The organism is Rhodobaculum claviforme (assembly GCF_016653255.1).
GTDB lineage: Bacteria > Pseudomonadota > Alphaproteobacteria > Rhodobacterales > Rhodobacteraceae > Rhodobaculum > Rhodobaculum claviforme.
Genome location: NZ_NHSD01000032.1, coordinates 1 through 3,999, shown reverse-complemented (window position 1 = coordinate 3,999; position 3,999 = coordinate 1). Strand labels below are relative to the sequence as shown.

The 3,999-nt window shown below is 72.0% G+C and carries 3 protein-coding genes; all 3 read left to right on the top strand.

What is annotated here, in order from left to right:
• The first annotated feature begins 633 nt into the window (after nucleotides 1-633).
• From CCR87_RS00455 to CCR87_RS00445, 3 genes are read left to right on the top strand one after another with little or no spacing between them, the layout of a single operon-like run.
• Nucleotides 634-1,626 carry an HlyD family secretion protein gene (locus CCR87_RS00455; protein ID WP_201155372.1) on the top strand — a complete coding sequence of 331 codons (993 nt, stop codon included), beginning with the start codon at nucleotides 634-636 and terminating at the stop codon, nucleotides 1,624-1,626.
• Nucleotides 1,627-1,629: 3 nt separating this feature from the next.
• The gene (locus tag CCR87_RS00450; protein WP_201155371.1) at nucleotides 1,630-2,784 is read left to right on the top strand and encodes an ABC transporter permease; all 1,155 of its coding nucleotides are present in this window, start codon (nucleotides 1,630-1,632) and stop codon (nucleotides 2,782-2,784) included.
• Nucleotides 2,781-3,917, top strand: coding sequence for an ABC transporter permease (locus CCR87_RS00445; RefSeq protein WP_201155370.1), 1,137 nt, complete (start codon nucleotides 2,781-2,783; stop codon nucleotides 3,915-3,917). The genes CCR87_RS00450 and CCR87_RS00445 overlap by 4 nt, the downstream gene beginning before the upstream one ends.
• Nucleotides 3,918-3,999 lie beyond the last annotated feature (82 nt).

The window sequence follows — 3,999 nt, the reverse complement described above, 5'->3', positions numbered from 1 at the left end:
CCCCCACCCACCGCTCCGAAGCCCCGCATTGCAAGCCCCGTCAGCGCCATGGCCGCACCCATCGCGGTCGGATCGCTGCGGACGGCCGTCGCGTGGCACGCCCCTGCGCCGCGCCGCGGTGCCGCTGGCGGCGCTGGTGTCGCCGCCGGCAACCGGGGTGGTTGCCATGTCGGGGCCGCTGGCGGGGCGGCTTCTGTGCCCTGAGATGCAGGACCACCCCCTGGCCGTCCACGGCACCGGGGCCGCGCGCTGATCCTGGGCCGGATGGAGGACGCCGCCCGCGAGCGGGGCGCCGCCGGACGGCGGGTCCACCGCGCGGGGTGGGTCGCCACCGACGCCGTCATCGGGACCGAGCGTCGGGGCCAGCGCCTGTTCCTGCGGCCGCACGATGGCCGCCGGGTCCCGGTCGGGCGCACCTGTCGCGCCGCGCCGCGGGCCGATGGCTGACAGCCCCCCGCTCCCCGCGCCCCGGGAGCACCCTGATCGACCCGGAGCCCGGTGCGGGTCGATGGGGAAATCCATTCCCGGTCAATCGCTTGCCCGGCCAATCGCTGGAATGGGAATTGCGGAGTCGCGATCCCCCCTGTAAGCCGGTGGGTGTTGCGTCGCTCCGGACGAGAGAGAGCATGATCCATGCAAGCCCAGCAAGCCCCCCTGCGCAAAACCGCCGTTCCAGCCCTTGTCATCGCCGTTCTGGCGGCCCTTGTGGCCGTGTCGGTCTGGCTGGTGACACGCCCCGGGCCGTTGTTGATCCAGGGCGAGGTCACGGCCCCGCGTGTGGATGTCTCGGCGCGCACATCCGGGCGCGTCGCTGAGATCACGTCCGATGTCGGCGGGCGGGTGGAGGCCGGGCAGGTGCTGGCAACACTGTCCAACCCGCAGCTTGTCACGGCCCATGCCGCGGCGTCCTCGGGGCTGGATGTCGCGCGCGCCTCGCAGGCCGCCGCGGGTGCCACCCGGCCCGAGGTCATCCGCGCCCGCGAGGCCGAACTGGCCGCGGCGCAGGCCGACCTGCGGCTGGCCCGCGAACAGGTCGCGCGCGACACCGAGTTGGAACAGCAGGGGCTGCGGCCGCGGGCGGTGATCGAACAGACCGTCCGCAACCTCGACACCGCCGCCCGCCGGGTCGAGGCCGCGGAGGCCCAGCTCGACCTTGCCCGGGCGGGCGCCTCGCCGGAGGAGCGCGCGGTCGCCGCAGCCCAGGTCGCACAGGCCGAAGCCGTGCTGGCCCAGCGCCAGGCCGATCTGGACGAGCTGACCATCTTCGCCCCCTCGGGCGGCGAGATGTCGGCCCGCCTGATCGAACCGGGCGAGAATGTCGGCCCCGGTGCGCCGCTGTTCACGATTGTCGACCTCGACCGGGCCTGGATCACCTTCAACCTGCGCGAGGACCTGCTGTCGGGCCTGCGCGTGGGCGATGCGTTGTCGGTGCATGTGCCCGCGCTCGACCGCGATATCGAGGCCGAGATCACGCTGATCAATGTGCAGGGGCAGTTCGCAAGCTGGCGGGCAACGCGCGCCACGGGCGATTTCGACCTGCGCAGTTTCGAGCTGCGCGCCCGCCCGCGTGCGCCGGTCGAGGGGCTGCGCCCGGGGATGTCGGCGCTGATCTCGCTGGGCAGGTAGCGCATGCTGACGGTGATGGCGCGGGAGTTCCGGCTGATGCTGCGCCGCCCGGCGCTGGCGGGGCTGGTCGTGGTGTTGCCGCTGGTCCTGCTGCTGGTGCTGAGCGGCATCTTTCGCGCGGGCATTCCCACCGGCATGGCGCTGGTGGTGGTCGATCTGGACCGCTCGGAGCTGTCGCGCTCGGTCACCCGGATGCTCGATGCGGCGCCGGAGCTGCGGGTCAGCGGCCAGGCGCACAGCCTGTCGGAGGCGCGCGCGCTGATCGTGTCCGGCGAGGTCCGCGGGGCCGTCTATCTGCCGCAGGGGCTGGAGCGCGACCTGCTGCGCGGCGCGCGCCCCGAGATCGTCACCTTCTATGACAACCAGCACATGAGCGCGGGGTCGATGGTCGCGCGCGGGGCGCGCGACGCCATCGACACGGCAATGGCGGGGGTGCGCCTGTCGATCCGACAGGGCCAGGGCGAAGCCGCGGAACAGGCGCTGGTGCGTCTGCAGCCGATCCCCCTGCAAACGCATGCGCTGTTCAACCCCGCCTTCGACTATGTGCATTTCCTGCTCGCGGCGCTGGTGCCGACGGTGTTGCAGATCATCGCCGCCGCCGCGACCGCCTATGCGATCTCGCTCGATTTCGGGCCGGGGCGCCATCCGCAGGTGCTGGCGCGGATGGCCGGCGGGGTGGTGCCGGCGATGCTTGGCAAGATCCTGCCCTATACGGTGATGTTCCTGCTGATCCTGGGGCTTTCGGACCTCGTGCTTCATGGCTGGCTGGGGGTGCCGCTGCGCGGGTCGCTGCTGCTGATGGCGGCGGGGGCGGCGCTGTTCATCCTGGCGGCACAGCTGATCGGCGCGCTGGCCTTCGTGATGACCCGTGACATGGGCCGCGCGGCCAGCATCATCGCCGTGATCACGGCGCCCGCCTTCGGGTTCATGGGCCTGGGTTTCCCGCGCGAGGCGATGTCGCAGCTGGCGCAGGCGTGGGGGGCGGTGCTGCCGGGCACCTGGTATGTCCAGCTGCGCATCGACCAGTCGCTGCGCGCAACGCCCCTCGAGCTGTCGCTGTGGCCGGTTCTCTGGCTGGGCCTGATCGCCGCGGTGCTGGGGGGGCTGGTGCTGATCCAGCTTCTGCGCCTGCGTGGCCGGATCGGGGTCGGGACATGACCGCCCTCCTCGCGGCCCTGCGCGCAGAGCTGCGCGGCATCTTCGCGGACCGTCAGGTGCGGCTGATCATTCTGGTCGCGCTGGTGATCTATGCCGTCATCTATCCGTTTCCGTATCGGGCCGAGCTGTTGCGCGACGTGCCGGTGGTGGTGGTCGATCTCGACCGCTCCACCACCTCGGCCGAACTGGCGCGGCGCGTGAACGCGTCCGAGGCCGTCGCGCTGATCCATCACGCCCCCGACATGGTGCGGGCGACGCGCCTGGTGCAGGAGCGCCGCGCCTATGGCGTGCTGCTGATCCCCGAGGGGTTCGAGCGCGCCCTGCTGCGCGGCACCCGCAGCCCGGTCGCGCTGTATGCCGATGCCAGCTACTTCCTGATGTATCAACGCGTGATGCAGGGGGCCGCCGTGCCGATCCGGCAGATGGGCGCCGAGGTCGAGGCGGCGCGTCTGATCGCGCAGGGCACCGCGCCCGAGGTCGCGCTGGCGCAGGTCAGCCCCGCAGCCCAGGTCGAGGTCCCCCTGTTCAATCCGGCGGCGGGGTACGCGACCTATGTCCTGCCGGCTGCCTTTGTCCTGATCCTGCAACAGACCATGCTGATGGGGCTTGCCCTGGTGGCCATCCGGCGCAGGCCCGGGTGCGGGCATCCGCTGTGGGTCCTTCTGGGGCGCATGGGGGCGTGGGTGCTGCTTTATGCGGTCTTGCTGCCGCTCTACCTGATCGTGCTGCCCGCGTTCTATGGCCTGCCGAATCTTGGCAGCCCCGCCGGGGTGCTGGTGCTGGGGCTGCCCTTCGTGCTGGCGACGGGTCTGCTGGCGCAATGCATGGCGGCCGTTTTCCGGCGCACCGAGGTGGTGCAGGTCGTGCTTCTGGCCGTGGGGCTTCCGTTCTTCTTTCTGTCGGGCTTCGCCTGGCCGGCCGAGGCGATTCCCCCGCATCTGAACCTGATCGCACAGATCGTGCCCTCGACCCCGGCCATCGACGGCCTGGTGCGCACCAGCCAGATGGGGGCCAGCCTGGCCGAGATCCAGCACAGGCTCTGGCACCTCTGGGCGCTTGCGGGATCGTTCGCGGCGGTTGCGTTCTGGCTGGAGTGGAGGTCCCGGCCCGACGCGGCCCCCGCGCGGCCCTGACGCCCAGCGGCCCGGGCGCGCCTGCGGCATCCGGATGTCAGGGACCTTCCGGGTCCGCAGGGGGCGCAACGCCCCGAGGCCC

Bases quoted from the DNA above. Each gene is read 5' to 3' on its own strand.
- CCR87_RS00455 (WP_201155372.1), top strand. From the start codon at position 634: ATGCAAGCCCAGCAAGCCCCCCTGCGCAAAACCGCCGTTCCAGCCCTT.
- CCR87_RS00450 (WP_201155371.1), top strand. From the start codon at position 1,630: ATGCTGACGGTGATGGCGCGGGAGTTCCGGCTGATGCTGCGCCGCCCG.
- CCR87_RS00445 (WP_201155370.1), top strand. From the start codon at position 2,781: ATGACCGCCCTCCTCGCGGCCCTGCGCGCAGAGCTGCGCGGCATCTTC.